We start from the raw sequence: 26975 nt of genomic DNA, 5'->3' as shown, positions 1-26975 counted from the left end.
GGGCAAGCCCCCTCCCACATTTAGATCACCTAGAGATTCAAGTTAACGCAGCGCGCGGCGCAGCACCTTGCCCACCGGGGTCTTGGGCAGCTCGGCGGTTTCCTTGGGCCGCGTGGGCGCTCAAGCGGCTGGCGACGGCGATTCGGGTGGCGGCTCGAGAACAGCGCTGGGTCAATGTGAACTCGGTCTGAAATGTGGGAGGGGGCTTGCCCCCGATGGCGGTGGATCAGTCGATAGGCTCGGTGACTTCAACTCCGCTATCGGGGGCAAGCCCCCTCCCACATTTAGATCACCTAGAGATTCAAGTTAGCGCAGCGCGCGGAGCAGCACCTTGCCCACTGTGGTCTTGGGCAGCTCGGCGGTTTCCTTGGGCCGCGTGGGCGGTCGAGCGGCTGGCGACGGCGATTCGCGTGGCGGCTCGCGAACAACGCTGGGTCAATGTGAACTCGGTCTGAAATGTGGGAGGGGGCTTGCCCCCGATGGCGGTGGATCAGTCGATAGGCTCGGTGACTTCAACTCCGCTATCGGGGGCAAGCCCCCTCCCACTTTTAGATCACCTAGAGATTCAAGTTAGCGCAGCGCGCGGCGCAGCACCTTGCCCACTGTGGTCTTGGGCAGCTCGGTGCTGCGAAACTCCACGTACCTGGGCACTTTGTACCCCGTCAGGTATTCCCGGCAATGGGCCAGGATCTGTTCCTGAGTCAGGTTCGGGTCTTTGCGCACCACGATGATCTTCACCCTCTCGCCGGTCACGCCATCTTCCACACCGATTGCCGCCACTTCAGCAACGCCGGGGTGCAGCGCCACCACGTCTTCGATTTCATTGGGGTACACGTTGAAGCCCGAGACCAGGATCAGGTCCTTCTTGCGGTCGACCAGGCGGATATAGCCGCGCGTATCCATCACCCCGATATCGCCGGTCGACAGCCAGCCCTCGGCATCCAGCACCTCGGCGGTTTCCTTGGGCCGCTTCCAGTAGCCCTGCATCACCTGCGGGCCGCGCACTTGCAATTCGCCCTGCTCACCGAGGTCAGCCAATTCGCCGTCTTCGCGCATGAAACGCACCCAGGTCGACGGCAAGGGCACGCCGATGCTGCCGGTGAATTCCATCTCGCGCATGCGGAAAATGTCGATGGGGCTGATGCTCACCACCGGCGAACATTCGGTCAGCCCGTAGCCTTCGATGATCGGCAGCCCGGTGACTTCCTTCCAGCGCTTGGCCACCGCCGTGTGCGTGGCCATGCCACCGGCGATCACCATGCGCAGGTCGGAAAAGTCCCGCGCACAGAACTCCTGGTTCTCCAGCAAGCCGTTAAACAACGTGTTGACCCCGGCAATCCCGTTGAAGCGCTCCTTGCGCAGGATCATCTGCACGCGCTTCACGTCCCGTGGGTTGGCGATCAGGATGTTGCGCCCGCCCAGGCACATGAACATCAGGCAGTTCACCGTCAGGGAAAAGATGTGATACAGCGGCAACAAGGTGACGTTGGTTTCCTGCGTGTCCTGGTCCAATTGGTTGCCGACCCAGGCCTTGGCTTGCAGCAGGTTGGCGATGATGTTGCGATGGCTGAGCATCACGCCCTTGGCGTCACCCGTGGTGCCGCCGGTGTATTGCAGGAAGGCCAGGTCGTCGAGGTGCATGTCCACCGGGAAATGGGTCAGCGCCCTTCCTTGCTTGAGCGCCTGATTGAAGCGTACCGAACCGCGCAGGTTGAACCTCGGCACCTGTTTCTGCACGCGGCGCAGGATGAAGTTCATCGCCGCGCCCTTGAAGGTGCCGAGCAAGTCGCCGATGGCCGCCACCACCACGCGCTTGACGCTGCTGCCGGGCATGGCTTTTTCCAGGGTGTGGGCGAAGTTCTCGAAGATCACCACCGTCTCGGCGCCGCTGTCCTTGAGCAAATGCTTGAGTTCATGGGCGGTGTACAGCGGGTTGACGTTGACCACCACCGCACCGGCCAGGATCGTTCCCAGCAGGCAGATCGGGTACTGCAAGCAGTTGGGCATCATCAGCGCCACGCGGTCGCCGGTCTTCACACCCTGGCCTTGCAGCCAGGCGGCAAACGCGATGCCCTGCATGTGCCAGTCGGCATAGGTCATTTCGGTGCCGATGCTGACGTAGGCCACCCGTTCGCGGAATTTTTCCAGGTGCTCCAGGAACACCTCGCGCAGCGACGGGTAGTCCTCGATACCTGCATCGATGTCCGCCGGGACGCCAGGCAGGTAGGCGTTCAACCAGATGCGTTCGGTGTGTTCCAGGCTGATAGCGTTCATGGCAATTTCCTTGTTGTTGTTTTGGATAGCGCTACTTTTCGACGATGGCGGTAATGCCCAGCCCACCCGCCGCGCAGATCGAAATCAGGCCGCGCCCGCCGCCACGCTCGTGGATCGCCTTGGCCAACGCTGCCAATTGCCGGCCCCCGGTGGCGGCGAAGGGATGCCCGCAGCCCAGGGAGCCACCGTTGAAGTTCATCTTGGCGCGGTCGATGGTGCCCAGCGGTGCGTCCAGCCCCAGCCGTTCGCGACAGTAGTCGGCGTCTTCCCAGGCCTTGAGCGTGCAGAGCACCTGGGCGGCGAACGCTTCGTGGATCTCGAAGAAATCGAAGTCGGCAAAGCCCAGGCCCTCACGCTTGAGCATGCGCGGCACGGCATAGGCCGGCGCCATCAGCAGGCCTTCGCTGCCGTCGACAAAGTTCACCGCCGCGGTCTCGCCGGTGCGCAGGTAGGCCAATACCGGCCAGCCGTGTTCGGCGGCCCACGCTTCACTGGCCAACAGCACCACCGAGGCGCCGTCGGTCAGCGGTGTGGAGTTGCCCGCCGTGAGCGTGCCGTTCTGGCGGTCGTAGGCCGGGGACAGGCTGGCGAGCTTCTCCAGGCTGGTGTCGGCGCGCAGGTTGTTGTCCCGCGCCAGGCCGCGATAGGGGCTGATCAGGTCGTCGAAGAAACCGCGTTGATAGGCGGCATCCAGGCGCTGGTGGCTGCTGAGGGTCAATTCATCCTGGGCCAGGCGCTTGATCTGCCAGCGCTTGGCCATTTCTTCGCAGTGCTCGCCCATCGACAGACCGGTGCGCGGTTCGCCATTGCGCGGCAGCAGCGGCTTGAAGAACATCGACGGACGCACCTTCAGCAGCGCCTTCACCTTGTCGCCCATGGCCTTGGCGCGATTGGCCGCAAGCAAGGTGTGGCGCAGCGCTTCATTGAGGCCGATGGGCGCGTCGGACGTGGTGTCGGCGCCACCGGCGATGCCCACGTCGATCTGGCCGAGGGCGATCTTGTTCGCCACCAGCAAGGCCGCTTCCAGGCCGGTGCCGCAGGCTTGTTGCAAGTCGTAGGCCGGGGTTTGCGCAGACAGCGTGGTCGATAACAGCGACTCACGCGCCAGGTTGAAATCCCGCGAGTGCTTGATCACCGCGCCTGCGGCGAACTCGCCCAGGCGCTGGCCGTGCAGGTTGTAGCGGTCGACCAGGCCTTGCAGCGCGGCCACCAGCAAATCCTGGTTACTGTCGTGGGCGTACACCGTGTTGGAGCGGGCAAACGGAATGCGGTTGCCGCCGATGATCGCCACGCGGCGGGTCGGGGCCGGGTTGAAGCTGTAGTCATTCATTTAAGGCGCTCGTTCCAGATAAAAAGCCCGCGCATGTGCGGTTTGTCACCGGCGAAGTTGCGCACTTCGAACTCACGCCGCGGGCCGCTCACGGGGCGGCGCCACAGCGCGACCTGGCCGGGCAGGAAGATCGGCAGCTTGAAGTCGCAGTGCGCTTGCGCCTGATCCAGGCCGCCCGGCGGTTGCTCGGCGGCCAATGCGCGGCCCAATGTCCACATGCCGTGGGCGATGGCGCGGCGAAAGCCAAAGAGTTTTGCGCCGATCAGCGAGGTATGAATCGGGTTGAAATCCCCCGAGACCTTGGCAAACCGCCGGCCCAGGTCGGCGGGCAGCACCCAGCGCTGGGTGCGCAACAGGCCTTCTTCCTGCAAGGGCAGCACGTCCGCCCATGGCTCACCCACCGGGTTATTCACGTCACGCCGCAGGTACAGGCTGTCGCTTTCCCACAGCAGCGCGTCCGCACCGTAGGCCCGGGTGGCGATGCTCAGCGCCTGGCCCTTGGGGTGCGCCACCCAACGCTCGCAATACACCTCCAGGCGCAGGGCCTGGCCTGCGTGCAAGCGCTGGTGCTGACGAATGCGATTGGCCAGGTGGACCATGCCGCTGGCCGGGTACGGGAAACTCGGCCGGGTCAGCAGCATCAGGTGCAACGGGAACGCCAGCACCTGCGGGTGGGACAGCGGCACGCCCTGCTCATGCCGGAAACCACAGGCGCGGCCATACGCGGCGATGCCGGTGGCCGACAATTCCACCGCCGAACGCACCAGACGCGCCTTGGGCAACTCAGGCGCGCCGTCGAGCTTGGGTTTGCGCAAGGCGCGCAGGCCGTCCAGCAACAACTGGGGCTGCGACGGCGGCGGGTCGATGATCTGCGTCACGTAGTCCATGGCTCAAGCTCCCAGCAGGCTTTGGCCGCACACGCGCACGACTTGGCCGTTGACGCCGCCGGACGCCGGGTGGGCCAGCCAGGCGATGGTCTCGGCCACGTCGATCGGCTGGCCGCCCTGGGACAGCGAATTCATGCGCCGCCCGGCTTCGCGGATCAGCAGCGGGATCTTCGCGGTCATCTGGGTTTCGATGAACCCCGGCGCCACCGCGTTCACCGTGACCTGCTGCGCCGCCGCCAACGGCGCCAGGCCGTGGACCAGGCCGATCACCCCGGCTTTGGAAGTGGCGTAGTTGCTTTGCCCGAGGTTGCCGGCGATGCCGGAAATCGACGACACACAGACGATACGCCCGCCCGGGTTCAGGCCCTGGCATTCCAGCAGCGCGTGGCTCAGTTGCAACGGCGCTTGCAGGTTGACCGCCAGCACATTGCGCCACGCCGCTTCGGTCATCTTGGTGATGGTCTTGTCGCGGGTGATCCCGGCGTTATGCACCACCACGTCGAAGGCGCCGGATTGGCTGACATGGGCCTGCAACAGCGAGGCCGCATCTGCTGCGGTAATGTCCAGTGGCAACGCCGAGCCACCGACGCTGGCGGCGGCATGTTGCAGCGCGTCCTCGGCTTGGGGCACATCCACGCACACCACATGGGCGCCGTCGCGGGCCAATACCTGGGCAATCGCCAAGCCGATGCCACGGGAGGCACCGGTAACCAGCGCGCGGCGGCCGGCGAAGGGGGTGTCCCAGTTGACCGTGACAGGGCCGTCCAGCGGTTTTTCCAGGCGCACCACTTGCCCCGACACATAGGCCGAACGACGCGACAGAAAGAAGCGCAGGCTGCTGTCCAGGGCGTCTTCGGCCCCCGGCGCGACGTAGATCAATTGCACGGTGATCGCCCGGCGCAGTTCCTTGGCCAGCGAACGCACCAACCCTTCGAGGGCGCGCTGGGCGATGGCCTGGGGCAAATCCCGACAGTCTTCGGGAGCAGTGCCGAGCACCACCACGCGGCCATGCTGGGCGAGGCGCTTGGCGTTGGCGTGGAAAAATACGTAGAGCTCATCGAGTTGCTGCAGGTCGACGACGCCAGTGGCATCGAACACCGCGCCCTGCACCTTGACCGTAGACGGCGCCTTGAGGGTCGCCGCAGTGGCGGCAACCGTGTCGGTGGCGCTGAAAATCTGTTGCACTTGCACAGCCAGGCGCCCTGCCCCCGCGACGATCACCGGGTTGGCCAGGCCTTGCTGGCCACGGTGATGACGTTGCAGCAGCAACGGTTGCGGCAGGCCGATGGCCTGGGCCAGGCGTCGGCCCCAGGGAGAATTGACGAACGATAGGTAGCTGTCACTCATATAAACATCCACTCACGATGCGGTATCGGTATGAACGCCCGAGCCATGTAGGCGCGTTCATTCAGTGCCACTCAATTGACCGAAGCATTCTCGCCCTGGCTGGTACGACGCTGGGTAGACGGTTGCAACACGTGCTTACGCTGCTGCAACGCCTCGAGCAGACCGAAGTCCTGCGGGAAGTCGTCGACCTGGATGCCGTGGTCGGCATATTCCACATAGCGCGCGAGCAAGGCGTCTTCATCGCTGCTGATCAAGTCCAGCGCCCGCGCCTTGACGCGCCAGGCGGCAAAGGCCGTGGCGGCGATCGGCATCGCTTCGAGCAAGCCCTGTTTGATCGCAGGCTTGAGCCGTGCTTCGATCAGCTCCACCTGCGGCAACAGGCGGAAAGCCAATTCGCCGTAGGCCAGCTTGTCGATTTCCGGACGTGGGATATAGGAATTGGCCAGCAAGCGCTCACGGGTTTCGCCGGGGGTCTGCACCACATCCGCCACCTGGGCCAACAGCCGGTCCGAGGGTTTACGCAGGGGAATACCGAACGGAAAACTCAAGCCGCGCACCACCGCCGCAGCGGCTTTCGACGGATAGTTATCGAGTGTTTCGGCGAGGGCTTCATGGGCGCGCAGCAACGCATCCTGGGCCGACCAATGCACCAGCGGCAAATCCGCCTGGGGCCGGCCGTCATCTTCAAAGCGCTTGAGCACGCAAGACAAGATGTACAACTGCGAAAGAATATCGCCCAGGCGCCCGGTGATACTTTCCTTGCGCTTGAGCGCACCGCCGAGCACACCCATGGAAACGTCCGAGATCAAAGCCAACACCACCGACAGTCGATTGGCCTGACGGTAGTAGGACGCCAACGCCGGCTCGGTCTTGGCGGGTGCGGAAATCAGGCGCCCGCCAGTGAGCGAATGCACTGCGGCGCGCACCGTATTGGCCAGCACAAAGCTCATATGGCCGAACATTGCGCTGTCAAACGCTTCAAGCGCCTTGCGCCGATCGGGGTTGCGCGCCGCTTCCATCTCGCGCAACACATAGGGATGGCAACGGATCAGGCCCTGACCAAAGATGATCAGGCAGCGGGTCATGATGTTCGCGCCTTCTACCGTGATCGCAATCGGGCTTTGTTGATAAGCGCGGGCCAGGAAGTTGTTGGGGCCCATGCAGATGCCCTTGCCGGCGACGATGTCCATGCCGTCGTTGACGATCACCCGCGCGCGCTCGGTGACGTGGTATTTGGCGATGGCGGAGATCACCGAAGGTTTCTCGCCGGCATCCAGCGATGCCACCGACACCTTGCGCACCGCGTCGCAGGCATACAAATGCCCGGCCATGCGCGCCAACGGGGCCTGCACGCCTTCGAACTTGCCGATGGGCAGGCCGAACTGTTTGCGCATCGCCGCATAGGCACTGGTGCCGCGTACTGCGACCTTGCCCAGGCCGACGTTGGCCGACGGCAAGGAAATCGCCCGACCGGCCGCCAGGCATTCCATCAGCATGCGCCAGCCGTTGCCGACCTGTTCGCGCCCGCCGATGACCCACTCCAGGGGAATGAACACATCCTTGCCGGTGGTAGGACCGTTCTGAAACACCGCGTTGAGCGGCCAGTGCCGACGACCGCTGTTCACGCCCGGATGGGAGGTTGGGATCAACGCGCAAGTGATGCCCAGCGAACCCGGCTGGCCGAGCAGACCTTCCGGGTCTTGCGCACGAAACGCCAGGCCAAGCACTGTGGCAATCGGGCCAAGGGTGATGTAGCGCTTGTCCCAGGTCACGTTGAAACCCAGCACTTCCTCGCCTTCGTGCAGGCCTTTGCAGACGATGCCCAGGTCCGGAATCGCCCCAGCGTCGGAACCGGCATACGGGCTGGTCAGCGCGAAACACGGGATGTCTTCGCCACGCGCCAGACGCGGCAGGTAGTAATTGCGCTGGGCATCGGTGCCGTAATGCAGCAGCAATTCCGCCGGGCCCAGGGAGTTGGGCACCATCACCGAAATCGCCGCCGCCGAGCAGCGTGTCGACAGCTTCATCACCACTTGCGAATGCGCGTAGTGGGAGAAGCCTTTGCCGCCGTACTGCTTGGGAATGATCATGCCGAGGAAACCGGCGTCCTTGGTGTACTGCCAGCCCTCGGGGGACATGTCTTGCCAGACCTGGGTGGTTTCCCAGTCGTTGGCGATGTCGCACAGGGTTTCGACTTCGTTGTCGAGGAAGGCTTGCTCCTCGGCGCTCAGGCTGGCCGGCGCGGCTTGCAGCAGGCGCTGCCAGTCGGGTCGGCCGCTGAACAGTTCGGCATCCCACCACACGGTGCCGGACTCGATGGCCGCGCGCTCGGTGTCGGACATTGCCGGCATAACTGTACGAAATAGGCTCAGAGCCTTGCTGGTCAACAGGCGGCGACGCAGCGGTTTGATTGTCATCAGCAACGCGGGCAAGACCACTAGCAGCGCCACGACGGTGGTGCCGAAAACGGCGACCGCGTTGAACAGGTAGCCGGCCGCCAGCCAGGCCAGGCCGGCGCCCAGCCAGTGGACAGCGGCGGCTTGTCGATACGCCAGGGCAATCGCGGCTGCGAAACCCACCAATAACCAGATCACCATGGGGATACCTCTACTCGATTCAGGGCGTGGCGAACGCGCGGATCAGTCGAAATGACCTGCGGTGCAAAACCACGCTACAAACTCAGAAAACCAGATTAAAATTTTATTTTGAAATTTTTATTTAATGCTTTGATGAAAACATTCGAAGCTGAGCGAGTCAGCCGTGTTGAGCCCATGTGAAAGAGAGTGGAACGGGTCGCCTGCGCGACCCGTCGATGCCATGCTGGGACAAACCGTGCAGAAAGATGCGCTGACTGCTCGTTTCCAGCGTCGCGGCAAGGCTAAAACGATGAATCAGAACTCGTAGGTTGCCGACATGCTGACCACTTCACCCTTTGCTTCAGACTTGCCATCCAGCGAACCACCACCAAGGCGATCCACATTCTTGGTTTTGAGGTTGACGGTTTCCACGAACTGCCGAGAGTACGCCCCATCAATGCTCAACCCAGGAATCGCACGGATCTTGTAGCCAAAGCCCAAGGAAGCGAACGTCCGATCACCATCCGGAATACGCGGGTCACGCGTGGAGTTACGGGTTGGCGTCTGGTCAAAGGCCACGCCGGCGCGCACGGTTAAATCATCGGTGAGTTTGTAGTCTCCGCCGAGCGAGTACATCCATGTGTTTTTGTAGTTATAAGGAATCGACACAATGGTGCTGCCATTGGACTTCAAGGTCAGGTCCTTGAACGACGACCACTCGGTCCACGTGACGCTCGCACCCAAACTCAAGCGATCAGAGAACTGATGTACCCAGTCAATGGATGTATTGGCCGGGATGTCCAGTTGCGTCGTAGCGTTGGCGCCACCGGGATAGAGGTGCAAGCCCGGGTATGCCAATTCCACCAGGGTTTTGCCATCAACCACCGGTGTGGTCATCAACGCTTCCGATCCCGGATCGGCGTAGATATTGTATTTGCCCTCCAGTTTGTTCTTGATTTTGGCGTGGTAATTCAGGCCGAGCGTGTCGAATTCCGTGGGTTTCCAGACGACACCGGCAAACCAGCCAAGGGAGTTGTTGTCCACCTTGACCCGCATCAGCGCATGCCCCATGCCTGCCGGAAATGGAATACCCCCCAACCCTGGCGACTGAGCGGCGGCGGCATAGAGATCGACGTTCTGACTTACAAAACCTTTGGTGTGCTGAAGAATGGTACCGCCACCCACGGAAAACTGATCATTGACCTTGAACGACAGAGAAGCGGTCAAGCCAACCGTTTCGATTCGGGTATCCACGGCAAAATCACGGCCTTTCCAGTCCGGGTCCCAAGTCGTGCGTGCGCCCATGGGCACCACTTGGCTCAGGCCAAAACTGAACCGGTCATTGATGGGGATCACCATGAAACCGGTAGGCACCCAAGCCTCGAAACCACCCTGGCCACCGTCCCCGGTGCGGTCGTGATAGACCGGCGAAAAGTTTTCATCAAGGGTGGTATCCGACATCGGACGGCCTGAATAATCGTAAGCCGAGCCTTTGTACTTGATGTTGATGTCCGCGTAGTTGATGGTGAATTGCGAGATGGTTTTATCAATGAACGCCATCGCCGCCGGGTTATTGAACGCCGATGATGGATCGTCCTTGAACATCGAACCACCACCGAATGCCCGGCCCCACCCGGCTGTGTTAGCGGTAGGAGTCATGAAGCCACCTGCCTGAGCCGCCCCTGCTGCCACCAGACATCCCAGCAATGTCAGGCCGATGAATGCGTGTGCCTGCTGTTTCTTATTATTCATGCTCCACTCCTTATTGTTTTTATCCGTAACGCTCAGCTGATACGTCGGGCTTTTGCGCAACAGACGCCTCTGACGAGGCGCCTGCCTTTGCACGGGTGATCAGTCCGTTGTTCTTATTGCATGTGCAGAGTCGGCGCCTTGACGGACAACGACTGAACAGCACAACTGCCCGAGAGCGACTGGCTGGAAGTCGTCGAGAGCGTTTGAGTGACTTCATCCCAAACCAGATTCAGCGTGCCTGGGCCACAGTTGGAAGGCGGGAAAGCAACGGTCCAGCCAACATTGGTCACAGTAGCGGTGCCCTTTTTGGTGACTGGGTCGTAACTGGTTGCGCTTAATACCCAACCTGGAGACGGAATGTTCTTCAGGACAGGCAAGCCACAGAGTCCGCCGCCAGAGAGAGTTGCCGCAGTGATGGTGACCACACCGCTAGTCACCGTGCCGCCAAAAGTGACTCCGCACGTGATAGGGGCGCCCGCAGACGAAGGAGACGTCACCACAATGGTGCCGGCACTAGTAGTGAAAGGTCCCGCAGGCGTGATCGTCGCCGCGTTGGCCATCGAAGCCGCGCCAAAGCACAGAGCAAGCGAAGTTGCACAAACGAGGGTTTTCAAACTTTTCATTATTTTTCCTCACATGTTATGGCGAGTCATTCGCCAGGGGTAATGGCCATGAACGAGAGGTCACGGAGAAACTGCAGAACTTCCCTTTCCAGCCAAATTTCAATTCAATTACCGCTGCAACTATCGGATATATCTATTCGACAACTTTGAAGTTGGCCGGCATCTTGATCGACACCGTCTTGATCTTGCAGTCTTCGCCAATCGGCACATTGACGGCTTCCAACTTGCCGGTGGCGTTATCCCAGGTGCCGTCGGCCGTGGAAGGGCCGCACTTGCCGCCCAGGCCGAAGGCGTGGACGTCCACGCTGATCTTCGACATCGAGCCGCTTTGGGTGTCTTTGGCCACCAAGATCCACGGCAGGTTGATCGCTTCGACCCGGCTGCACTTGAGGCCGCCGTCGAATTCGACCTTGTCGACATTGACGGACGAACCGTCGGCGGCAACCTTGCCCGCCACCTTGATGGTGCAGTCGGCACTGATCAGCTTGCCTTTGGAAAAACTGATGGGCCCTTGGGCAGTAAACGCACTACCGGCAGGTTCAATACGGGCAGCCTGGGCTTGCTGATAGACAATCAGACCCAATGCCGCCAATAAGATATGGGCGGTGAACTTGGCAGGTGTTTGCATGGTGAACGTCCTTCCCTTGCTTTTATTTTTTTGGGGTCAAACAACTCTCTTGCAATGAAATCGATAAACGCTGGGCGATAAGAAACCGCGCGAGACAAAGATCCCGAGCACGCCAGGTAACTTTTTCAGTTCATCTCAGAACGTTTTGCTATTGCCGCCGTATTGTTTCAGATAGTGCAGACGCTTGGACGGTTGAAGATTGGTCAGGGTGATATCCCCGGCATAATGCCTGAGCACCCGATGGTCCATCCGTCGTCGCCACAAATACGGCACGTAAGCCCAGACAATCATGCTTGCATAACCGTAGGGAAGTTGCGGCGATTCATCGAAGTGACGCAACGATTGATAACTGCGCGTCGGATTGGCGTGATGATCGGAGTGCCGTTGCAGTTGGAACAGAAAGATATTGGTCACGATCCGGTTACTGTTCCACGAATGTCGCGGCGAGCAACGCTCATAACGGCCGTTGGGCAACTTCTGGCGTTTAAGGCCGTAGTGTTCGACGTAGTTCACCACTTCCAGCAGCGAGAAGCCGTAGATGCCCTGGATGATCAGGAACGGAATCACCGCCGCCCCCAACCAGGCAATCATCGCGCCCCACAACACCACGCTGTACAGCCAGGCGCTGAGCACGGCGTTTTTCCAGTGCCAGGCCGGCAGGCCGAGTTTGCGCAGGCGTTCGCGCTCCAGGTTCCACGCCGAGCGGGCGCTGAACCACACCGAGCGCGGCAGGAAAGCCCAGAAACTTTCCCCCAGCCGCGAGCTGGCCGGATCTTCCGGGGTGGCGACACGGACGTGATGGCCCCGGTTGTGTTCGGTATAGAAGTGCCCGTAGAACGTCGGCGCCAAAGTGACTTTGGCCAGGAACACTTCCAGCGGCTTGGGTTTGTGCCCCAACTCGTGGGCGGTGTTGATCGCGATGCCAGTCGCCGCGCCCGTGGACATGGCCATGCCCAGGTACGTGAAGGCACTGACCTGGCCGTGCAGTTGGGTGCGCGAGGTGAGATAGGCGGCCGTTTTCGCCAGCCAGCTCGAAGGTTCCAGCGCGGCGGTGGCCTGGAGCAAACCGCCGTTGATGATCCAGTCGATACCGCCGGCAGCCAGCCAACCGGTGATCACCACCGAAGCGATGACGAACAGCACGCCGGTGTAGATGATCCAGCGGTAGTAGCGTTGCGATTCGAGGTGGTTGACGGCGGACTCGGGCGGGTTACTCACGTCTTCGCCCAACAGGCCATCGATCAGCGGGATGAGGCCGAAGATCACCAATACGCCAACCCACCACAGTTGTTGCACGCCGCTGGTGATTGCCAGTGTGCCGGCGAGTAAAGGCGTTGCCAGGGGCAGGATGCCGAGCCACCACAGGTGGCGTTTGCCGTCGGCCCAGACCTGCGGGGTGGCCAGGGTCTGATTCATGGCAACCTCCGGACGGGGCAGGTGCAAAACAGGTTCAAGGAGCGCGGAAGGCTCCGGGAAATCAACCATGCGATAAAAGACGTTTTTTTCATTGTTATTCGCTCTTAGGCATTTCAAAAATCATTTCAAAACAAACATTGAAATATTTTTTTAAATAAATAACGCGGAATCGTTAGGTCGTCAACTAGTTTATCGAGCCCTTTTTTGCGTGACCGAGCAGTCTCTTTTTCAGCTGGCTGGTCAGGTGTCTAGAGCGCGCATTGACGCCGTTGTGCCGCGACTCGGATGGCCCGATTATTTGTTCGCCAGGGCCAACGGTGGATGCAGGACGGTGGTGTTTTGCGGTGATCGGGCCCGTTTGGCCACCTGTTCCACCACCGCCACAACACGCTCCGTCGCGGTGATCGGCAACATATGGCCGCGCCCCTCCACCAGTTGCAGCTTGAGGCCGGGCACCCGGCTCGCGAGGGCCTGGCCGTGCTTTTGAAAGTCCAGCACCTTGTCCTTTGCGCCGTAGATCAAGCCGATGGGCAGGGTCAGTTGCGGGTAGCGCTTGACCATGCCCGGCAGGTGATTGTTGACCTGGTTGATCTCGGTGGAGGCCGCATAGAAGTTGGCCGGGCGCATGCCGAGCAGCCCGCCGCCGCGTGTGGCGAAGTCCGCTGGTGCAGGATCGGGGGCGAACACGCCCTTGACCACCGAGCCTTTGGTCAGCAGGCCGATCGGCATCGTCAGCGTGTGCGACAGCCAGCGACGCAGCCACGCCGGGCGCACCGCCAATGACAGGAACACCAGCGGCAACAGGCGCTGGGGATGGGTCAGCGGTGCCACCAGGATCAACCCGGAGACCGCGTGGGGATGGTCGAGGGCCAGCGCCAGGGCCACCGCGCCACCGAGGGAATGCCCCAGCACCAGCGGTCGATCCAGGCCCAGCGCCTGGATAAAAGCCGCGATTTGCCGGGCCTGGGCCGGCAGGTCCGCCGCCGTGCCGGGATGCCGGGTCGAATAGCCCGAGCCAGGCCGGTCGAGCGTGATGACCCGGAAATGCTCGCGCAACTGCCCCGACAAGGCGTAGGTCAGGTTGCGACTGCTGCCCATCAGCCCGTGAATCATCACCAGCGGTGGGCCCTTGCCCTCGTCGAGAAAATGAAAGCGCTCGCCATCGACGTCCACAAAGCGCCCGTTACTTGGAACGGCCGCTTCGATGCGCCGTGTCATCCAGGCACTGAAGCCCCATGCCACCACGCTCGCACCGACCAGCACACCCGCAGCAATAACCCATTCGACAGCCATAGCTCGGTCCTCTGCTTCCCTGCTGCCGACCGCCCGACCGGAATTGATCAAGGCCTCAGCCATCGCCCACACCCTGGACCTAAACTTCGTGCATACCGTCGCACATGAGGAGCCAGGGACTAGCCTAGGCGATATTTTCAGGTAGATTATTTAAAATCTTTTTTAAAATAAGTAATTCAATTTTCCTTTGCAATGGTGTTCTATCTAAAAAGACAAAACAAAAACAGGAGCACATCCGATGCCCACGCAGGCCCGCCTATGAATGCCCACAGTGATTCCATCGACATCGCCATCATCGGTTCAGGCTTCGCCGGCCTGTGCATGGCGATCAAGCTCAAGGAAGCCGGCTTTAGCGACTTCTTTATCGCCGAACAGGCCGCGACACTCGGCGGCACCTGGCGCGACAACCACTACCCTGGCTGCGCCTGCGATGTGCAGTCCCACGTCTATTCGTTTTCGTTTGCGCCCAACCCGGACTGGACCCGCCAATTCGCCGCGCAAGCGGAGATCCGCGCCTACCTGGAGCAATGCGCCCGACGTTTCGCGCTGGCGCCGTATCTGCGCTTCGGCATGGGCCTGCAACGTGCGGTGTTTGATGAGCAGCAACAACGCTGGCAACTGAGCTTCAGCAACGGGCGCCAGGTCAGCGCGCGGGTGCTGGTGTCGGGCATGGGCGGCTTGTCGCGCCCGGCGCTGCCGGATATCCCGGGGCTGGACAGCTTCAAGGGCCAGCGCTTTCACTCCCAGCAGTGGGACCACGCCTATGCCCTGAAGGGCAAGCGCGTGGCGGTGATCGGCACCGGCGCCAGTGCCATTCAGTTCGTGCCGCAGATTGCGCCGCAGGTCGCTCATTTGGACCTGTTCCAGCGCACCCCGCCATGGATCATGCCCAAGCCCGACCGAGCGATTTCCCGCGTTGAGCGCTGGGCATTCAAGCACCTGCCCTTCACCCAACGGCTGGTGCGCGGCGCCTTGTATTGGGCGCTGGAAGGCCGCGTGGTGGGCTTTGCCCGGCACCCACGGCTGATGAAGATGGTGCAGAAAGTCGCCCTGCGCCACTTGCACAAACACGTCACCCGCCCTGCCCTGCGCAAGGCGCTGACGCCGGACTACACCCTCGGTTGCAAGCGCGTGCTGATCTCCAACGACTATTACCCAGCGTTGTCGCGCAGCAATGTGCAGGTGGTGACCGACAGCGTGCTGCGCATCGAAGCCGATGGCGTGATCACCGCCGACGGCGTCAAGCACCCGGCCGATTGCCTGATCTTCGGCACCGGGTTCCAGGCCACCGACCCGCTGCCCCGCGACTGCATCATCGGGCGTCACGGCGTCGACCTGATGGACGCCTGGCACGACGGCGCCCATGCCTACAAAGGCAGCACGGTGCCGGGCTACCCGAACCTGTTCCTGATCATCGGCCCCAACACCGGCTTGGGGCATAACTCGATGATCCTGATGATCGAAGCCCAGGTCGCTTACATCCTCGATGCGCTGCAACAAATGCAGCGCCACCGCATTGCCACAGTGGAGGTCAAACCCGCGGTGGAACAAGCCTACAACCACCAATTGCAGGACAAACTCACGCGCACCATCTGGAACACCGGCGGCTGCCGGAGCTGGTACCTCGACCCTCGCACCGGCAAGAACACCACCCTGTGGCCCGGCTCAACCTGGCGCTTCAAGCAGATCACCCGGCATTTTGCGCTCAAGGATTATGTCGCCAGCATGGCACCGATTGACGCGGCGCCCCGCGCAATGGCTGCGCCACATTCCACCGCAGAAGGGAGCCTGTCATGAAGTCATTCAACGGCCGCGTGGCGGCGATCACCGGCGCGGCATCCGGCATGGGCCGCGCATTGGCCCTGGCCCTGGCGCGCGAAGGTTGCCACCTGGCGCTGGCGGACAAGAACAGCCAAGGCCTGGACCAGACCGTGGCGTTGATTCAAACCGCCACCCTGGCGCCGGTGCGGGTGACCACCCAGGTGCTGGATGTGTCCGACCGGCACGCCATGCAAGACTGGGCGGCGCGTTGCGCTGCCGAGCACGGCCAGGTCAACCTGATCTTCAACAACGCCGGAGTGGCGCTGTCGAGCACCGTCGAAGGCGTGGACTACAGCGATCTGGAATGGATCATCGGCATCAATTTCTGGGGCGTGGTGTACGGGACCAAGGCCTTCCTGCCGTATCTCAAGGCCAGCGGCGACGGCCATGTGGTCAACACGTCCAGCGTGTTCGGGCTGTTTGCCCAGCCCGGCATGAGCGGCTACAACGCCAGCAAATTCGCGGTGCGCGGCTTTACCGAAGCCCTGCGCCAGGAGTTGGACCTGCAACGTTGCGGCGTTTCGGCCAGTTGTGTCCACCCCGGCGGCATCCGCACCGATATCTGCCGCAGCAGCCGCATCGACGCCAACATGACCGGCTTTTTGATCCACAGCGAACAGCAGGCCCGCGCCGATTTCGAAAAGCTGTTCATCACCGACGCCGACCAGGCCGCCAAAGTGATCCTGCAGGGCGTGCGCAAAAACAAACGCCGCGTGCTCATCGGCCGCGATGCGTATGTTCTCGACCTGCTCACCCGCTGCCTGCCGGCGGCCTATCAAGCGCTGGTGGTGTTCGCCAGCAAGCGCATGGCCCCCAAACGCCCAACGCCGCTGTTTGACAGCAACGACGAGAGCCGTCTCTGAACAGGAGCAAGCCCCATGCTACCGATCCGTCGCGATATCCGCTTTGCCTTGCCGGCCGAACGCATCAAGGACTGGCACGAACAAGGTCCGTTCATCACGCATTTTTTCAATGCGTTGTCGCTGCTGTTTCCCCAGGGCGAGCTGTTTTTCATGGACAGCGTGCGCCACTACCGCCAACGCATCGATGACCCGGCGCTGAAACAGGAGATCCAGGGTTTTATCGGCCAGGAGGCCATGCACAGCCGCGAACACCTCGCCTATAACGACTTGCTGCAAGCCGCAGGCCTGCCGGCACATCGCCTGGACCGGCGCCTGAAATTCTTCCTCGACCTGCAGAAAAAACACCTGCCGCCGGCGTTCAACCTGGCGGTGACCATCGCCCTGGAGCATTACACCGCGATGCTCGCGGAAATCCTCCTGAGCGACCCTTCGCGCTTCGGCGATTCACTCAAGGGCTACCAGCAGATGTGGTACTGGCATGCCCTCGAAGAAACCGAGCACAAGGCAGTGGCGTTTGACGTGTGGAACCGCGTGATCAAGCCGGGCCCCCTGCGCTACCTGCTGCGCACCGGAAGCATGCTAACCACGACGCTGCTCTTCTGGCTGGTGGTGTTCGACTTCCACCTGCGCCTGCTGATTGCCGACCGCAAGGCCGGCGGGCATGTGCAAGGGTTCTGGCGCATGCTCAAGTTTTTGTATGGACCCAAGGGCGTGTTCCCGCGGATGCTGCGGCCGTGGCTGCACTACTTCAAGCCGGGCTTTCATCCGTGGGACCACGACAACCGTGCGCGCCTGGCGAGGATCGAGGGCTTGGTCGAAGAGATCGAACAGACCCAGCGCGAATACCGATCGGCCCAGGCCTAGACCCGCCGCGCACGCAACCTGGTACAGCACCACGACCACCCTGATCGCCGTGGGTGCTCGGGTCGGCGTCGAGGCGCACGCCGCCGACGCCGAATAACACACAGCGCGCCCTCGCGGCCGGCGCGCAGCCCCTCGAAGACAGGGCCGGGAACACACCGGCCAACGCCACACATGACCAGGCGCGGCACGAAAAGCCGTTGCGGTCGCCCAGTTGATTTTTCAGGTTTCTCAGCACGCTCATGTGCGCGCTTGCGCTTTAGCGACGGAACTTTCTGATAAAAACCAGCCCCTAAGCCTGTTTCAAGATGTAATATCTGCGACTTTTTCAGGGTTCCCGGATCGCGCAGCAAGGGGAACACGCTGAAATCGCCAGCAGCAAGGAGCTTGGCTTGAGATGCAACACAAACGGTCTAATACTATGCACCCACTGATGTTTAACGCACTGCTGTGGTTATGTGGGGTTGCCTTGCTCTACCTGGCCAAGGCGGTTATGGAGCTGTTTTTAGGGCCGATCAGCGAAACCTGGATCGACCTGACGCTGGTGCTGACCGCGTACCTGTTACTTTTCGTCCTCGACCCCATACGCACCCGGATAAACCGCCGCATGCGCAAACGCGCCCGGCGTAGACAGGCTTGCCAAGACACCGGCGCAGATGCCTGACTTTTTTTCGAGGAACCCACCTGTGTCCCAACCCGGCGATACCCATCAACTCGCGCTGGACCGATTTCTGCAGGCACACCCGGATGTCCTCACCCAACTGGACACTCTGAACCCGCTGGCCGCCCAGGCCAAAGGCGAAACCCTTGCGCAATACCGCGCCGAACGCCTGCATGAGGCGTTCGAAGCCGAAGCCGAGCGCCTGGGGCTGTTTGCCTGGGAGCTGACCCTCAAGCTGACGGCCGAATCCGCCCAGGCATTCGAAGCGCAACGCCTCGAAGTGCATAAGGAAGTGGCGCAGATGGCGGGGATGAGCTGGGACGAATACTGCGAGTTGCATGGCGTGAGCGGCTGACGCGGCACGCCCCATGCTGGTTTTATCGCCTCACACCATCGCCAGCGGATGCTTGCGCTTGGGCGCTCCGAACACCCGGTCGATGGCGTCGAGGTCGTGTTCGTCCAGCACCAGTTGAGCGGCGGCGGCGTTGAGCCGCACATGCTCTTGCGTGACGGCCTTGGGGATGGCGATCATCCCGTCCTGACGCACTACCCAGGCCAGCGCGACCTGCGCGGGCGTCGCCTGATGCCGATGGGCGATCTGCTTGAGGGTCGGGCTGGACAGTAATTCGCCGCCTTGCGCGATCGGACAGTAAGCCATCAACGGCAAGTGATGTTGTTGCCACCACGGCAGCAGGTCGAATTCGATGCCGCGCTCCTGGATGTTGTAGAGCACCTGGTTGGTCGCGCAGGCCGGTGACGCAAGTTCCTGCAGGTCGGCCACATCGAAGTTGGAAACACCCCAGCGGCCGATCTTGCCGGCTTCGCGCAAGCGCTCGAACGCCTCGACGGTTTCTGCCAGCGGGTACTGACCGCGCCAGTGCAGCAGGTACAGGTCAATGTAATCGGTGCCCAGGCGCTGGAGGCTGGCATCGCACGCGCGCGGTACGCCCCGGCGGCTGGCGTTGCGGGGGTAGACCTTGCTCACCAGGAACACCTGCTCGCGCTTGCCGCGAATGGCCTCGCCGACCACGCTTTCGGCGCCGCCTTCGCCGTACATTTCGGCGGTGTCGATCAAGGTCATGCCCTCGTCGATACCGCACTGCAACGCCGCGACTTCGGCGCGGCGCCGGTCCGGGTCTTCGCCCATGCGCCAGGTACCCTGGCCGATGACAGGGACCGGAACACCGGCCAGATCGATGGTTCGCATGACAACCTCCTGATGCGTTCGCGGGTTAACAGTGTGGCATTCACCGGACAAACGGGTTCAATCGAAGTATGGTTGCCTTTTGCCAAATCGCCGGAAGGGCCTGCAATGCTGTTTGTCGTGATGCTCGGGGGCAAGCACCCACGGGCCAGGATCGAAGTCCATGACGTGGTATTCGCCGTGGCGGATACGCTGGAAGCCACCTACCCACAGTTACGCGATGCCTGGTTTGGCAGCCCCAAGGGCGTGCATATCGATTCGTGGATGGCGGTCGATGGCGTCGACGGTTGGAAAGTCGAACTCAGCCACCTGGCACCCCAGGCTGGCGCGCAGCGCCTGTACTTCATCAACCTGGGCGGCTACGAGACCAACCGCTTTGGCGAGGCGCATCACTACCTGCTGGTGGTTGCCCGCGACAAAAAGGAAGCGACGGGCAAAGGCAAGCAACAGCTGCTGCGTCACTGGTCACAGGCCCACACCGACGGCGTGCTGGACATCGACGACTGCCTGCCCATCGATCTGGCCGACGGCCGTTACCTTCACCTCGTCCAAGCCCCGCACCGGCCGGTGCTCCAGCAGAACGACTACATTGTGCTGGCGTGAACCGGCTTTAGCCGCTCCGCCGACGCTCAACCGCCGGCACCGGATGAACCGCTGCCGGAACTCAATTTACCCTATGGGCACATAGACGATGCCCTGCATGATCGGCTCCACGCTCCCGGTCAACACCACGCCGCCCTGCCCGTCCCACTGCACGGTGACTGTGCCGCCGTCGCATTGCACCTCGACGCGGTCGTCGAGCAAGCCGCGGCGAATCCCATTCACCACCGCGCCGCAGCAGCACGAGCCGGACCCGAGCGGCACGCCGCCGCCGCGCTCCCAGATCCGCAGGCGAATATGCCCACGATCGATGACCTCGACAAAATGCACATTGGTCCTGGCGGGGAACAGCACGTGGGTTTCCAGGGCCGGGCCCAGGGTTGCCACGTCGACAGCGCCGAGGTCCGCGACAAAGAAGGTGCAATGGGGGTTGCCCATGCTGCACGCCGCCGGGTCGCCTTCGAGGGGCAAGTACAGTGTGTCCATCGACTCGGCCAGCGGCACCGCGGCCCAGCCCAGCGATGGCGCGCCCATATTCACCGACACCCGCTGCCCCGACTCACGCACACAGGTCAGCAAACCGCGGTCGGTACGCAGCACGATGGAATCGGTGCCGGCTTCATGCATCAGCCGCTCGGCCACACCGCGCGTAGCGCTGCCGCAGGTTTGCAGGGGCGTGCCATTGGGGTTCCAGAATTTGATCCGTGCGGCAGCGTCTGCGCAATCGAGCACCACCGCCAACTGATTGAAGCCGATGCCGGTGTGGCGATTGCCGAGACGGCGAGCGACCTGCGCGCTGATCGGATCATCCAGACCACGGCGATCGATGATGAGGAAGTCGTCGCCGTGGGCGTGCATCTTCACGAAAGGCAGCGTCATGGCGTGTGCTGTGGGCGGTGACAAATCAGAGCACGCTCCCCATGGCTTTCATCAACACGGGGTCACGCCCGTAGATATCGGGCGCATACACCAACTCGCCCTGGCGATCCACTTCCACGGTCCAGTACCCGAGCAACACCGGCACCGGCGTCGCCAGGCGGAATTCATGGGTCACGCCGGTGGCCAGCAATTCATCGGTGCGAACGCGCTCCGCCGGGCTCACCAGCAGGTCGCGCAGCAGCAACGGTTGTTCGACCCGCACACAACCCGAGCTGAACGCACGCGGGCCTTTGGTGAACAGCGGTTGGCTGGGCGTGTCGTGCAGGTACACCGAGTACGGGTTGGGGAAACGCAGCACGATCTTGCCCAGCGGGTTGCGCGGGCCGGCTTCCTGGCGCAGCAGGATGTTGCCAGGGCGGGCCCAGTCGATGTGTTCGGGCGCCAGCGGGCGGCCCTCGGGGTCGAGCACTTGCAGGTTCTGCTGGCGCAGGTATTCGGGGTTGAGGCGGATGGCCGGGAGTTTGTCCTCGCGCATGATGGTGGGCGGCACGGTCCAGGTCGGGTTGAGGGTCAACCGGTTGATGCGTGATTTGAGCAGCGGTGTCTGGCGTTCGGCGCGGCCGACCTGCAAGCGGGTTTGCCACACCGGGATGCCACTCTGATAGACACTCAATTGCGCGGCGGCGACGTTGACCACCACGCCTTCGGGCTCCAGGTCCTGGCTCAGCCAGCGGAAGCGCTCCAGGTTGATGCGCAACTGTTCGCGGCGCACCGCCGGGCTGATGTTGAGTTCGGCCACGGTGCCGGCGCCGATCACGCCGTCGGATTGCAATGAGTGACCGACCTGGAAGGCCTTGACCGCCTTGACCAGTTCGTCGCGGTACAGCTTGCCGTTGTCCTTGGGTTCGCTGGCGAGATAACCACCACGGTAGAGGCGCCGCGCCAGTTCCGGCACGCGCGGGTCTTCCATGCCGGGGCGCAACAGCGGCCCGCCGGCGACCGCGTCCCAATGCGGTAATGGCTGCTTACGCAGCGTGGAATAGACGTTGCGCAGGCTGCGATATAAATCCGCGCTGGGCCGGGCCTGGTCGAAGGCTTGCGCCATGTCGTGCAGCCCGGTGGCGGCGAAGGCCAGCACCTCGGTGTCCAGGTCGCGGGTGGGCGGCTGGAAATGCCACAGCGGTTCGAAGCGCGATTGCTGCAGGCGTCCGTAATGCAAATCCTGCAGGGCTTGCAGGTACTGTTCGCTGCTGCCGATATCGCTGCACAGCACGTTGTCCGTGGCGTTCGCCGGGGGCAGGCTATAGTGGGTGGGGTCCAGGCCGTCGTCGGCCAGCATCAGCAACTGCGCTTGCAGTGCCTGGCGGCGTTCGGCGACCCACAGCGGCACATCGCCCTGCTGCCGATAGAACGCCTGCAGACGCGCCAATGTCGCCGCGTCGATGCGCGACGCAAGGCTGGGGCACACGCTGGGCAACTGCGCGAGGGCCTGTTGGACCGGGCTGGCTGGAATCACCGGTAACGTGCCCATCGGTACTTCGTCGGCTGTAGCGACCAGCGGTGCAACGAGCAAGCAAATGCTCAAGTAACATGCGTGTTTTTTGAACAATAGCTTTGCTCCAATCCACAGTGGGGGGATGTACTGTAGATGCTGACTTTTATGTGCCGCCTCGGCCTGATGACCTTGACCGTGGCTACGCTGAGCACCGTTGTGCTCGCCGCCGACGGCAACCCTGTTTCCTTGTATAGCAGCCTGGCGCGCTCGGCTCCAGAACTCAATCCTACTGTACTCAAAAGCGCGCTGAACGCGGTGCAGTGCGCGGTCAATAATGGTGAAGAGCGTTCCGAGCGCCTGGCCGTGATTGACTATTCCCAGCCTTCGACCGCTCGTCGGCTATGGATTTTCGATTTACGCAAAAAGACCCTGGTGCTGCGCGACCTGGTGGCCCACGGTGCGAAGTCCGGGGAAAACTTCGCCACCCAGTTCTCCAATCGTGAAGGCAGCCACCAGTCCAGCCTGGGCCTGTTCCGTACCCAGGAAAGTTACCTGGGCACCCATGGCTATTCGTTGCGCATGGACGGCCTGGAGCCTGGCTTCAATGATCAGGCGCGCGACCGTGCCCTGGTGATTCACGCCGCCGACTACGTCAACCCATTGTGGAGCAAGCGCGAAGGCCGTATCGGCCGCAGCCAGGGCTGCCCGGCAGTGCGCCCGCAGGTGGCGCGCCAGGTGGTGGACAAACTCAAGGATGGGCAGTTCATGTTCTCGTGGTACCCGGACCAGCGCTGGTTGAAGTCTTCGACCTACCTCAACTGCAAACCCCAACAGGTGGCGAGTAGTCGTACAATCCGTGGCGGTTAGCCTGTCCCCACCGATAAAGAGAGCGTCGCATGCTTCTACATAAGTCCACCTGGATCGAGATCGGGCAGTTTCTGGAGCGCAGCCGCACGGTGGTGATCCCGATCGGCTCGAATGAGCAACACGGCCCCACCGGCCTGCTGGGCACCGACTGGATGTGCCCGGAAATCATCGCCCACCAAGCGCAGCTACACGCAGACATCCTGATCGGCCCGACCTTCAATATCGGCATGGCCCAGCACCACCTGGGTTTTCCCGGCACCATTTCACTGCGCCCTTCCACCTTTATTGCCGCGATTGGCGACTGGGTGCGTTCGCTGGCCGGGCATGGTTTCGAGAAGATCCTGTTTCTCAATGGCCATGGCGGCAACATCGCCACGATCGAAGCGGCGTTTTCCGAGCTGTATGCCGCCGCCAGCTTCGCCCGCCAACCGGCCGGGTTTGCGCTGAAACTGGTGAACTGGTGGGATCTGGAAGGCGTCAACGAGCTGGCTCACCGGCAGTTCCCGGTCGGCCACGGCAGCCATGCCACGCCGTCGGAAATTGCCGTGACGCAATGGGCTTATCCGGAGTCGATCAAGTCTGCCGATTATTCGCCGCAGATCGCCAACACCGGGCCGATCCGTGAAGCGTTGGACTTCCGTGCGCGCTTCCCCGACGGGCGCATGGGCTCGGACCCGGCCCTGGCGACCGTGGAGAAAGGCGCTGAGTTGGTGGCGTTGGCGGCTCAAGGGTTGGTCAAGGTTGTCGACAGCTTCAGCCACGAAGCAACCCCTTGAGCCAACCCTCGCGCCCACCGAGTTATGGGTGGCCTGCGGTTACTTGCACTCTTGCGCCGTCAATTCCAGGCGCGACGGCGTGATGGTCGACGCGAGCGGCTTGCGCTCATACAGGAACACCTTGGTGCCGTCCTGGCTCTTGTAGGCCTCCAGTACATCATCGGCGGCAACCTTGCTGGTCAACACCACCTTGGCGTGGCGCGAATTCTGCGTCACGGTCGAGGTGAGGTTGTGTTTTTCAAGCTTGGGCAACACGCATTGCATATAACCTTCGGGGGTCTTGGCGGTATGCAGGGTCAATGTCGGAGCATTCGGAGCGGAAACACAACCGGCCAGTAACAAAGAAGCGACAGCCAGGGCCGGGGCAAAAAAAGAGCGCATAGAAATCCTGAATATATAAAAGGAAAAGTTCACATCAACCCGCTCGGACTAATGCCTTGAGCGACGCATCAAATTGTTTCAAGGCATCGAGCTGTACATCGCGCTGCTGCTCGATCTGCGCGGCAATCTCCGGGGCCGCCTTGTCATGCGCCCACACCGACGGCACCTGCTTCTGCACCGAGCCTTCGGCCTTGGCGATGTACTGCAGGTCCGCGTCATAGAAGCGCGCGATAAAATGCGCCTCGACCAGGTCGTTACGCGGGGTCAACAGTTGGTTATGGGTGTCGAGCATCACCACCACATCGGGGTGAGCCTGCACGAGCGCATCCAGCGTGTCGTAAACGGTCACCGACAAAAACGTGCCTTGCAACGAATTCATCAACCAGTCAATCGCCAACTCCGGGTCGGAACTGTTGACGAACGCCGCACGGATGCGCCCATCAAGGGCATCTCTGGCGCCATTCAAGGCTGTGGCGTGGTAGCGTTCAAGGTAGCTGAGGTTGTCGACCGTATTTTCGCTGTACAGCACCCCCACTGACTGCTCGTGCCGCAGCGAGTCTACGCTACCGCCGAGTGACAGCAAATGGCCTGTACGCAGTTCATCGGCGATTACCGGGTTGATCATGACCACAGTGCTCATCATCAGGGTCATTAAAGCCAGTTGAATAAACGTCCTCATCGCGCGATTTCCTTGAACTGCGTCTCGATGGGGAGATTTTCCGCCTTTGTGGAAAAAACAGAACTTGCAATCTTTGATGCTGACTATTATCTGAATCAATAGTGCTTACATAAAATCTATAAGGACCACGCTATGAAACCCCACCAGAAAACCTTCGACCGCATCCGCGAAGCCGTATTGCCGGATTTTCGCGATCGGGTCGCCGATTACCTGGTTGTCTATGAAGACGTGCTGCTGGACGAGGCCGCCGACCCGGACCAGGCCTACGCCATCGCCCAGCAATTGCTCGGTTACCTGCGCGGTTTGAACACCACCCGCGTGCTGGGCATGGCGGACTGGGAAGAGCTGGACCGGCGCGTCGCGCAGGAATGGCCTAAAGCGCGGGCCTTGGCAGATTGACCCATTCCTGCACCGATGGCCGCTGCCATTGGCGCTGCGCATAGCTCACCAAGTCGGCCGGCACAGGGTCGCCGTTGAGGATCAGGCGGTTGAGCATCACCGCCAGGTCCACATCGGCAATTGACCACTCCCCGAACAAGTACGCCGGATTCCCCGCCAACAGCACCTGCGCCGCACCGATCAAGCGATGGGCGGCAGCTTCGGCCAATGGCGACAACGGCGGCATCTTCTGCCCATAGAACACCACCAACGTCGAACGCTCCTGGCGAATCGGCAGCAAATCGCTGCGCAACCACGCCTGGACCTGCCGCGCCCGCGCCCGCTGCTTCGGATCGGCCGGGTACACCGCCGTTCCGGGGTAGGCCTCGTCGAGGTATTCGCTGATCGCCGAGGACTCCGACAGGGAGAAATCGCCGTCCACCAGCGTCGGCACGCGTTGGGTCATGGACAGTTGGGCAAAGCCCGCCGTCTGGTGTTGCGCGGCGTCGAGGTCGAGGGGCACGGTGTCGAACGCCAGGCCTTTTTCGCGCAGGGTGACGAACACCGACATCGCGTAGGGGCTGGTGAACAGCGAATCAACGTAGAGGCGCAGCGCAGCTTGGTTCATGGTGGATCTCCTTGAGTGAAACCCCACGCTACGAGATCGGCGGCGATAAAGACAATGCGCAGTTTTTATGGGGGCATTCCCCGGCGGAATAGCGCCTCAACCGGCAAACCCGCCCTGCTCCAGAAAGGCCCGTTCCGCCTCCGTGGTCGTCCTGGCCAGCACCTCATTGCGGTGGGGAAAGCGCCCGAAACGTTCGATGATCCGCGCGTGTTCCTTGGCCCAACGGTAAGTGTTGGCATCCAACTGCTGGTTGAGGAGCAGGGAGCGTTGCTGGTCTTGCGCGTCTTCGGAATGTTCAAACGGCAGATAGCAAAACGCACGCAATGCCGGTTCGACCAATTGATCCAGCCCGGCGTCCACCATGCGCCGCGCATACAGGCGCGCCAACGGGTCCGTGGCAAACATATGCGCCGTGCCGCGAAACGCGTTGCGCGGGTACTGATCGAGCAGGATCAGCAAGGCCAGCGCACCTTGCGCCGAGTCCAGCCAGCCCTCCAGCTCACGCCGCGCCGCTTGCAGATGAGTTGCGTTGAAGGTGTCGCGAAACGCCGCGTCGAACGCGGCGTCTTTGGCGAACCAACGCTTGGGGCCGGCCTGCGTCCAGAAATCGACGACGGTGTGCGGGGTGTCGTTGTGTGGCTTGCTCATGATCAGCCTCTCCCGATGCCAGGCGCGAACCTGTTCGCTCTCGATGACTTCGCGCAGCGGCGCGCGCATGCGTTATAGGATAACATTCGCTTTTAATCCTGCCCTTGT

At 62.0% G+C, this 26975-nt stretch carries 26 protein-coding genes; 9 read left to right on the top strand and 17 right to left on the bottom strand.

Annotated features, from left to right (window positions below; genetic code table 11):
• Nucleotides 1-570 precede the first annotated feature (570 nt).
• The 10 genes from C8K66_RS27645 to C8K66_RS27595 form a co-directional block, all read right to left on the bottom strand.
• Nucleotides 571-2274 carry an AMP-binding protein gene (locus C8K66_RS27645; protein WP_108526560.1) on the bottom strand — a complete coding sequence of 568 codons (1704 nt, stop codon included), beginning with the start codon at nucleotides 2272-2274 and terminating at the stop codon, nucleotides 571-573.
• Nucleotides 2275-2305: 31 nt separating this feature from the next.
• Complete coding sequence (locus C8K66_RS27640) at nucleotides 2306-3604, bottom strand: acetyl-CoA C-acetyltransferase (protein ID WP_108526558.1); 1299 nt, start codon at nucleotides 3602-3604, stop codon at nucleotides 2306-2308.
• Entirely contained in the window at nucleotides 3601-4491 is an 891-nt protein-coding gene (locus C8K66_RS27635) for a MaoC/PaaZ C-terminal domain-containing protein (RefSeq protein ID WP_108526556.1), read from the bottom strand. The genes C8K66_RS27640 and C8K66_RS27635 overlap by 4 nt, the downstream gene beginning before the upstream one ends.
• Before the next feature lie 3 nt (nucleotides 4492-4494).
• Complete coding sequence (locus tag C8K66_RS27630; protein WP_108526554.1) at nucleotides 4495-5838, bottom strand: 3-oxoacyl-ACP reductase; 1344 nt, start codon at nucleotides 5836-5838, stop codon at nucleotides 4495-4497.
• 71 nt (nucleotides 5839-5909) lie between these two features.
• Nucleotides 5910-8435 (bottom strand): acyl-CoA dehydrogenase, encoded by a 2526-nt coding sequence (locus C8K66_RS27625; RefSeq protein WP_108526552.1) that lies wholly within the window; start codon nucleotides 8433-8435, stop codon nucleotides 5910-5912.
• A 294-nt stretch (nucleotides 8436-8729) separates the two neighbouring features.
• Entirely contained in the window at nucleotides 8730-10166 is a 1437-nt protein-coding gene (locus C8K66_RS27620; protein ID WP_057004669.1) for an outer membrane protein transport protein, read from the bottom strand.
• 113 nt (nucleotides 10167-10279) lie between these two features.
• On the bottom strand, nucleotides 10280-10789 hold the full coding sequence (gene praB, locus C8K66_RS27615) for an alkane oxidation protein activator PraB (RefSeq protein WP_164887053.1): 510 nt from the start codon (nucleotides 10787-10789) through the stop codon (nucleotides 10280-10282).
• A gap of 133 nt (nucleotides 10790-10922) precedes the next feature.
• Nucleotides 10923-11417: an alkane oxidation protein activator PraA gene (gene praA / locus C8K66_RS27605; RefSeq protein ID WP_017846505.1), complete on the bottom strand. Its 495-nt coding sequence runs from the start codon at nucleotides 11415-11417 to the stop codon at nucleotides 10923-10925.
• 135 nt (nucleotides 11418-11552) lie between these two features.
• The gene (locus C8K66_RS27600) at nucleotides 11553-12833 is read right to left on the bottom strand and encodes an alkane 1-monooxygenase (RefSeq protein ID WP_046383671.1); all 1281 of its coding nucleotides are present in this window, start codon (nucleotides 12831-12833) and stop codon (nucleotides 11553-11555) included.
• 294 nt (nucleotides 12834-13127) lie between these two features.
• On the bottom strand, nucleotides 13128-14126 hold the full coding sequence (locus C8K66_RS27595) for an alpha/beta fold hydrolase (protein ID WP_178087554.1): 999 nt from the start codon (nucleotides 14124-14126) through the stop codon (nucleotides 13128-13130).
• 258 nt (nucleotides 14127-14384) lie between these two features.
• On the opposite strand from C8K66_RS27595, the gene C8K66_RS27590 reads away from it, so the two are divergent.
• From C8K66_RS27590 to C8K66_RS27570, 5 genes are all read left to right on the top strand, one after another.
• A complete protein-coding gene (locus tag C8K66_RS27590) occupies nucleotides 14385-15923 on the top strand; it encodes an NAD(P)/FAD-dependent oxidoreductase (protein ID WP_057004672.1) in 1539 nt (512 codons plus the stop codon).
• Entirely contained in the window at nucleotides 15920-16810 is an 891-nt protein-coding gene (locus C8K66_RS27585; RefSeq protein WP_017846509.1) for an SDR family oxidoreductase, read from the top strand. Before C8K66_RS27590 ends, C8K66_RS27585 begins: the two co-directional genes overlap by 4 nt.
• Nucleotides 16811-16825: 15 nt before the next feature.
• Nucleotides 16826-17674, top strand: a complete 849-nt coding sequence (locus C8K66_RS27580) for a metal-dependent hydrolase (protein WP_046383674.1) — start codon at nucleotides 16826-16828, stop codon at nucleotides 17672-17674.
• 430 nt (nucleotides 17675-18104) lie between these two features.
• Nucleotides 18105-18335, top strand: coding sequence for a hypothetical protein (locus tag C8K66_RS27575; RefSeq protein WP_226927611.1), 231 nt, complete (start codon nucleotides 18105-18107; stop codon nucleotides 18333-18335).
• Nucleotides 18336-18357: 22 nt separating this feature from the next.
• Entirely contained in the window at nucleotides 18358-18687 is a 330-nt protein-coding gene (locus tag C8K66_RS27570; RefSeq protein WP_046383675.1) for a DUF6388 family protein, read from the top strand.
• A 30-nt stretch (nucleotides 18688-18717) separates the two neighbouring features.
• Here the strand turns inward: C8K66_RS27570 and C8K66_RS27565 are convergent, their stop codons facing one another.
• Entirely contained in the window at nucleotides 18718-19539 is an 822-nt protein-coding gene (locus C8K66_RS27565) for an aldo/keto reductase (RefSeq protein ID WP_017846513.1), read from the bottom strand.
• 105 nt (nucleotides 19540-19644) lie between these two features.
• Here C8K66_RS27565 and C8K66_RS27560 point away from each other — a divergent pair, with 105 nt between their 5' ends.
• Nucleotides 19645-20139 carry a DUF1543 domain-containing protein gene (locus tag C8K66_RS27560; RefSeq protein WP_057004674.1) on the top strand — a complete coding sequence of 165 codons (495 nt, stop codon included), beginning with the start codon at nucleotides 19645-19647 and terminating at the stop codon, nucleotides 20137-20139.
• A 66-nt stretch (nucleotides 20140-20205) separates the two neighbouring features.
• Here C8K66_RS27560 and dapF read toward each other — a convergent pair whose 3' ends face one another.
• Together dapF and C8K66_RS27550 are read right to left on the bottom strand one after the other, a co-directional pair.
• Nucleotides 20206-21015, bottom strand: coding sequence for a diaminopimelate epimerase (dapF, locus tag C8K66_RS27555; RefSeq protein WP_108526548.1), 810 nt, complete (start codon nucleotides 21013-21015; stop codon nucleotides 20206-20208).
• A gap of 25 nt (nucleotides 21016-21040) precedes the next feature.
• Nucleotides 21041-22624, bottom strand: coding sequence for a murein L,D-transpeptidase (locus C8K66_RS27550; protein WP_108526546.1), 1584 nt, complete (start codon nucleotides 22622-22624; stop codon nucleotides 21041-21043).
• Nucleotides 22625-22663: 39 nt separating this feature from the next.
• On the opposite strand from C8K66_RS27550, the gene C8K66_RS27545 reads away from it, so the two are divergent.
• Both C8K66_RS27545 and C8K66_RS27540 read left to right on the top strand, forming a co-directional pair.
• Nucleotides 22664-23377 carry a murein L,D-transpeptidase catalytic domain family protein gene (locus C8K66_RS27545; RefSeq protein WP_017846517.1) on the top strand — a complete coding sequence of 238 codons (714 nt, stop codon included), beginning with the start codon at nucleotides 22664-22666 and terminating at the stop codon, nucleotides 23375-23377.
• A gap of 29 nt (nucleotides 23378-23406) precedes the next feature.
• Nucleotides 23407-24153: a creatininase family protein gene (locus C8K66_RS27540; protein ID WP_017846518.1), complete on the top strand. Its 747-nt coding sequence runs from the start codon at nucleotides 23407-23409 to the stop codon at nucleotides 24151-24153.
• 39 nt (nucleotides 24154-24192) lie between these two features.
• Here the strand turns inward: C8K66_RS27540 and C8K66_RS27535 are convergent, their stop codons facing one another.
• Both C8K66_RS27535 and C8K66_RS27530 read right to left on the bottom strand, forming a co-directional pair.
• Entirely contained in the window at nucleotides 24193-24534 is a 342-nt protein-coding gene (locus tag C8K66_RS27535) for a hypothetical protein (protein WP_046383680.1), read from the bottom strand.
• Nucleotides 24535-24568: 34 nt separating this feature from the next.
• Nucleotides 24569-25213, bottom strand: a complete 645-nt coding sequence (locus tag C8K66_RS27530) for a hypothetical protein (RefSeq protein WP_057004679.1) — start codon at nucleotides 25211-25213, stop codon at nucleotides 24569-24571.
• A 132-nt stretch (nucleotides 25214-25345) separates the two neighbouring features.
• Between C8K66_RS27530 and C8K66_RS27525 the strand changes: the two genes are divergently transcribed.
• Nucleotides 25346-25612 carry a hypothetical protein gene (locus C8K66_RS27525; RefSeq protein WP_017846521.1) on the top strand — a complete coding sequence of 89 codons (267 nt, stop codon included), beginning with the start codon at nucleotides 25346-25348 and terminating at the stop codon, nucleotides 25610-25612.
• Here C8K66_RS27525 and yfcF read toward each other — a convergent pair.
• The gene (yfcF, locus tag C8K66_RS27520) at nucleotides 25587-26219 is read right to left on the bottom strand and encodes a glutathione transferase (RefSeq protein ID WP_017846522.1); all 633 of its coding nucleotides are present in this window, start codon (nucleotides 26217-26219) and stop codon (nucleotides 25587-25589) included. The genes C8K66_RS27525 and yfcF overlap by 26 nt on opposite strands.
• A 96-nt stretch (nucleotides 26220-26315) precedes the next feature.
• On the bottom strand, nucleotides 26316-26867 hold the full coding sequence (locus C8K66_RS27515; RefSeq protein ID WP_057004705.1) for a DUF924 family protein: 552 nt from the start codon (nucleotides 26865-26867) through the stop codon (nucleotides 26316-26318).
• Nucleotides 26868-26975: the final 108 nt, after the last annotated feature.

Source organism: Pseudomonas sp. GV105 (genome assembly GCF_003058185.1).
In the GTDB taxonomy this organism is placed as follows: domain Bacteria; phylum Pseudomonadota; class Gammaproteobacteria; order Pseudomonadales; family Pseudomonadaceae; genus Aquipseudomonas; species Aquipseudomonas veronii.
Note: the sequence above shows the minus strand (reverse complement) of the source record. Positions and strands in the feature narration are given on the sequence as shown.

Coding starts and splice junctions, on each gene's coding strand:
- C8K66_RS27645 (WP_108526560.1), bottom strand. CDS start 2,274: ATGAACGCTATCAGCCTGGAACACACCGAACGCATCTGGTTGAACGCC.
- C8K66_RS27640 (WP_108526558.1), bottom strand. CDS start 3,604: ATGAATGACTACAGCTTCAACCCGGCCCCGACCCGCCGCGTGGCGATC.
- C8K66_RS27635 (WP_108526556.1), bottom strand. CDS start 4,491: ATGGACTACGTGACGCAGATCATCGACCCGCCGCCGTCGCAGCCCCAG.
- C8K66_RS27630 (WP_108526554.1), bottom strand. CDS start 5,838: ATGAGTGACAGCTACCTATCGTTCGTCAATTCTCCCTGGGGCCGACGC.
- C8K66_RS27625 (WP_108526552.1), bottom strand. CDS start 8,435: ATGGTGATCTGGTTATTGGTGGGTTTCGCAGCCGCGATTGCCCTGGCG.
- C8K66_RS27620 (WP_057004669.1), bottom strand. CDS start 10,166: ATGAATAATAAGAAACAGCAGGCACACGCATTCATCGGCCTGACATTG.
- praB (WP_164887053.1), bottom strand. CDS start 10,789: ATGAAAAGTTTGAAAACCCTCGTTTGTGCAACTTCGCTTGCTCTGTGC.
- praA (WP_017846505.1), bottom strand. CDS start 11,417: ATGCAAACACCTGCCAAGTTCACCGCCCATATCTTATTGGCGGCATTG.
- C8K66_RS27600 (WP_046383671.1), bottom strand. CDS start 12,833: ATGAATCAGACCCTGGCCACCCCGCAGGTCTGGGCCGACGGCAAACGC.
- C8K66_RS27595 (WP_178087554.1), bottom strand. CDS start 14,126: ATGGCTGTCGAATGGGTTATTGCTGCGGGTGTGCTGGTCGGTGCGAGC.
- C8K66_RS27590 (WP_057004672.1), top strand. CDS start 14,385: ATGAATGCCCACAGTGATTCCATCGACATCGCCATCATCGGTTCAGGC.
- C8K66_RS27585 (WP_017846509.1), top strand. CDS start 15,920: ATGAAGTCATTCAACGGCCGCGTGGCGGCGATCACCGGCGCGGCATCC.
- C8K66_RS27580 (WP_046383674.1), top strand. CDS start 16,826: ATGCTACCGATCCGTCGCGATATCCGCTTTGCCTTGCCGGCCGAACGC.
- C8K66_RS27575 (WP_226927611.1), top strand. CDS start 18,105: ATGTTTAACGCACTGCTGTGGTTATGTGGGGTTGCCTTGCTCTACCTG.
- C8K66_RS27565 (WP_017846513.1), bottom strand. CDS start 19,539: ATGCGAACCATCGATCTGGCCGGTGTTCCGGTCCCTGTCATCGGCCAG.
- C8K66_RS27560 (WP_057004674.1), top strand. CDS start 19,645: ATGCTGTTTGTCGTGATGCTCGGGGGCAAGCACCCACGGGCCAGGATC.
- dapF (WP_108526548.1), bottom strand. CDS start 21,015: ATGACGCTGCCTTTCGTGAAGATGCACGCCCACGGCGACGACTTCCTC.
- C8K66_RS27545 (WP_017846517.1), top strand. CDS start 22,664: ATGCTGACTTTTATGTGCCGCCTCGGCCTGATGACCTTGACCGTGGCT.
- C8K66_RS27540 (WP_017846518.1), top strand. CDS start 23,407: ATGCTTCTACATAAGTCCACCTGGATCGAGATCGGGCAGTTTCTGGAG.
- C8K66_RS27535 (WP_046383680.1), bottom strand. CDS start 24,534: ATGCGCTCTTTTTTTGCCCCGGCCCTGGCTGTCGCTTCTTTGTTACTG.
- C8K66_RS27530 (WP_057004679.1), bottom strand. CDS start 25,213: ATGAGGACGTTTATTCAACTGGCTTTAATGACCCTGATGATGAGCACT.
- C8K66_RS27525 (WP_017846521.1), top strand. CDS start 25,346: ATGAAACCCCACCAGAAAACCTTCGACCGCATCCGCGAAGCCGTATTG.
- yfcF (WP_017846522.1), bottom strand. CDS start 26,219: ATGAACCAAGCTGCGCTGCGCCTCTACGTTGATTCGCTGTTCACCAGC.
- C8K66_RS27515 (WP_057004705.1), bottom strand. CDS start 26,867: ATGAGCAAGCCACACAACGACACCCCGCACACCGTCGTCGATTTCTGG.